Raw genomic sequence first — 4,207 nt, forward strand, 5'->3', positions numbered from 1 at the left:
AGCAGGAAAGGGGCGTCGACCAGTGCTTCCCGCTGTGCCTTTCGGGGGTCAAGACGCTTCATCCAGGCTCGGAAACACCACGTTCCAGGCCCTGGTCAGCACCGCGAGGGCGTGACTGTCCACCAGGTGCGGCGCGCCAAACGCCATCGCTGCATCGAGTAGCGCACCACCGGCCGTCCGCCACGGATCCAACACCACCGCGTCGCCGTCCTCGTCGACGGCGAACGACTCCGCGCGACCGCGGAGCTGAGCGCTCTTCCTGAGCATGTGCCAGACCAAGGGGAACCCGTGTCCGATTGGTGATCCCGAGGTTCCGGCCCCGGGGATCAGCAGGGTGGACGCGTGATCCTGATTCCTGTTGCGCGCGGCTTTCGGCTGCTCAGCGAGCCACCGGTCCCATGCCTTGCTGTACTCCCGATCGGCTGCGGGATGACGCGCGGAAGCAAGTTTCCGCGCGCCTTCCTCGTCCAGCGCGATCGCGGCCTCGATGACGCGGATCACTGCGTCACCCTGCGGACCGAAGAGAACCGACGGGGATGTCTCCTCCAGCAGGTCGACAGCGATGGCGCGGGTGTAGCCGGCGTCAGACCGCAGGTTATCGGCGGCTCGTGCCATCGCGGCATGCTCCTCATCCGTTGTCGGAGAGACCACGTGCGCGCGGAAGAGCCGCCCCGGCCATCGGGCAACCAGCACTCGCTCCGGCGTGTGATCGACAACGATCCACGGCGGCTTGAACAACGGCAGCGTCACCCGCTCCCCAACCGCTGCCGCCTTCAGATAGACAGGAGATTGATCCGTGACGAAGACGAAGCCTGCCACCGCGCGCGCTTCCGCCAGCTCGTTCACCGCCCCCGTCACCCCCTGGGTTCCTCAGTCCACAATCTTCAGTGACGAACGTACTGGTCATCACGCTCCGGTGCCACTGATCAATGCGCTTGCTGGATACGGGGCAGACCAACGCCACCAACACGCCCTCCGCGACGCCGATATGCGTACACCGTCCTACGAGTCCAGCCCGAGTGGTGAGCGCGGCCGGAGACGGGCGAGTCGTCACCGGCCGTGCGGAAGTTGCTACTTCAGTCCGTACGCGCGGATTGTGGTCTGCTCGACCGCATCACCGTTGGGCGCCTCGGCCCGCACCCGTACCGAGACAAACTTCGTGTCCCCCTTCGGATGAGTGAGTAGCGCGAACCACTTGCTGTTGGCGCGGTACACGCGGGCCGGCTTCCATGTCGTGCCGTCGTCGGCGGACTGCTGCACCGTGACCTTGTCCACCTCACCGGCTCCCGTGGACTCCTTCTGCGCTCCGGCGGTGATCTCCAGCGGGAACAGAGGCAGGTTCGGGGCCCGGTTGTACTCGTCGAACGGGCCCCGCACGTGGAGCGTGAGCAGCGGCAGATACGTGCTCTCGGCGGTGGTAGCGGTCTCGAACGACCAGCGGGTGCTCACCTGCGGCGCCAGCGCCGACCAGGTCGGCGTGCGGGAGGACTTCACCTCCAGGGTGTAGCGGCCCTTGTCGGGCGGTGTGCGCCAGAAACCCCACGGCTGGGAACTGCTCCCGATCACCGTGCCGTCCGCCGCGGACAGGGTGGTCGTGGAGGAGGCGTACTGCGCGTTGAAGGCGGAGGCGGCGGATTGCCCGGGCTCGCTGGGTGAGTAGGGCCATGTCTGGGCGAGGAGGGCGTCGCCGTACCTGAGCACCCGGTTCCAGGGGTGCATGGAGATGTCGGAGCCGTGGACGGCCGAGTTCCAGGTCTGCGTTCGCCGCTCTCCCGTCTTGTAGCCGTAGTAGCCGCCCTCGATCTCGCCGTCGAAGTTGTACTGCGTGGGCTCGTCGATACCGCGCTGCCACAGGTAGTGGCTGAAGGAGATGTCCTCACCCACCGAGTAGAACTCGTTACGCCGCACCGGGAGCCTGACCTCGTTGAAGGCGGCCACGACCATGCTCTGGCCGGGCAGGTAGAACGGCGTGGAGGAGCGGGTGCCGTGCGCGGCGATGCCCTGTGCCCGGATCAGGGCGCGCTCCAGGGCGAGTTCGTTGTCCCTGACCCGGTAGTCGAGCGAATCCGGGATCTGGCCCGTGTCGGGCCTGGCGAAGAAGTACGCGTACTTCTCCCTGCTGTCCTGCGGGTTCACCAGGGTCTGGTAGACGCCGAAGGCGAAGGAGGCGGGATCGGCCTTGACGGGGACGGCATACAACTCCTCGGCGCTGTCGTAGGTCCGGTAGCCGATCAGCAGGGAGACGGTCGCCGACGACTGGGTCTGGTCGATGTCCGCCACATCACGGACGGCGGCCCGCTGGTCGGTCCGTACCCGGATCTGCTTGCCCGCGCGGGCGTCCAGCGTGACGGTCATGTCCTTGTCGACGACGATGCGCGGCACTGCCGTCCAGGTCCGGCTCGCCCGCTGTGCCGGCCGGCCGGGCATCGGGGTGTCCACGAAGGCATTGAGGGCGTACGTGCCGGTAGGGACACGCACGGTCAGCGAGCCGTCGGTGAGCGGAGGCAGCTTGGGGGTGTCGCCGCTGTCGAGGCCGAGAAGGTAGAAGAAGTGCGTCAGGGCGGAACTCGCCGGGTCGCCCGCCCGGTCGAGCGCCCGGATCGTGAGTTCTTTGGACTCCGGCTCGGTGGTGGCGCCGAACGCGGTGGTGACGGTGATGCCGGCGGGCGCGGTCGCGGTGACCCGGCCGCCGTAGGAGCCGATATCGGCGCTCAGCGCCTTGGGGTTCACGGTGAGGCCGACCTCGGCCGTGCCGTGCGCAGGGACGGTGACATCGTTGCCATCGAGCGCGAACGCGCCTTCGGGGAGCGCCGATCCACCCGGTCCGGAACCGACGACCTGGAGGGCGAGGGTGACCGGGGCGTCGCCGTCGTTCGCGTACGTCACGGCCCGTGTGACTGGCGGCAGATCGGCCTGCGGGTACTTCAGCAGCCCGAAGTTCACCGTGGACGAGGCGGCCGTGACGGACTGCCGTACGGCGCGGGCGATGTCGAGGCGGCCGTTGCCCTGGTCGTACACGCCCGCGCGGTCCACCGTCGTGGCGGTGCTGGTCAGCGCGGCCTTGAGCCGGCCGGCGCTCCAGTCGGGGTGCTGCTGCGTGAGGATCGCGGCGCTCGCGGCCACGTGCGGGGTGGCCATCGACGTGCCATTGGCGCTGGTGTAGTTGGCGTCGAGCGGCGAGCCCATCGACGTACCGGCGGCGCGTGCCGCGACGATCGACTGACCTGGTGCGACGATCTCCGGCTTCACCGCGTAGTCGCGAAGCCGCGGCCCGCGGGAGGAGAAGGAACTCACACGGTCGGTCTTGGAGACGCTGCCGACCGCGAGGGCCGCGTCCGCGGCCGCGGGCGTGCCGACGGTCAGCGCGCCGCTGCCTGCGTTGCCCGCGGCGACGACGAACAGCGTGCCGTACTGCGCGGAGAGCCGGTTGACCGCGGCGGAGAGCGGGTCGGTCCCATCGGTGGCGCTGCCGCCGAGGCTCATATTGACGATCTTCGCGCGCTGCGCGGCCCACTCCATCCCGGCAAGGATGGCCGAGTAGTCGCAGGTCTCCCCGGCGCACACCTTGCCGACGAGCAGTTGGGCGTCGGGGGCGGCGCCCTTGTACTTGCCGCTCGAGGCCGCGCCCGAGCCGGCGATCGTCGAGGCGACATGGGTGCCGTGCCCGAAGGTGTCCTTGACGCCCGCGGAGCTTGCGGTGAAGTCCTTCGCCTCGGTGACGGCGGAGGCGAGATCGGGGTGGGTGGCGTCGTAACCGCCGTCGAGAACGGCGACCGTGACTCCCTTGCCGGTGTATCCGGCCTCCCAGGCGGCGGGCGCACCGATCTGGGTGTTGCTCTGGTCGTCGGAGAGTCTGGCCTCGCCGTCGAGCCAGACTCTGCCGACGCCGCCGGTGAACGCCTTCCGCACGATCCGCGCCGCGGAGGGCGGGCCGACGATCGAGGCCCAGAGCCTGCCGAGCTGGTGCTTGTCGGTCACGACCGACGAACCGCCCACGACGGGCAGGGCACGGGTCGCCCGGGCATGGCGGCGCACGGCCTCCGGGGCGGCACCGGAACGGGAGTCGCGGGAGGTGACGATGAGCGGGAGGGTCGTACGGGAGGGGTCGTCCCGGTGCTGGCGTACCAGCTCCGGGATGTCGAACAGACGGCTGTCGAGCACGCCCGACGACCCCAGCGGCGCGGCGTCGGTGGGCAGGTCGACGAGG

The 4,207-nt window shown here is 69.4% G+C and carries 2 protein-coding genes; both read right to left on the minus strand.

Annotated elements, in window-relative coordinates; all coding sequences use genetic code 11:
• Positions 1 to 48: 48 nt before the first annotated feature.
• Entirely contained in the window at positions 49 to 846 is a 798-nt protein-coding gene (locus ACI2LP_RS33845; protein WP_404728370.1) for a hypothetical protein, read from the minus strand.
• Between the two features lie 225 nt (positions 847 to 1,071).
• On the minus strand, positions 1,072 to 4,207 hold a 3,136-nt coding region (locus ACI2LP_RS33850), incomplete at its 5' end, for a S8 family serine peptidase (RefSeq protein ID WP_404728371.1).

Source organism: Streptomyces sp. NPDC019890, assembly GCF_044903445.1.
Lineage (GTDB): Bacteria > Actinomycetota > Actinomycetes > Streptomycetales > Streptomycetaceae > Streptomyces.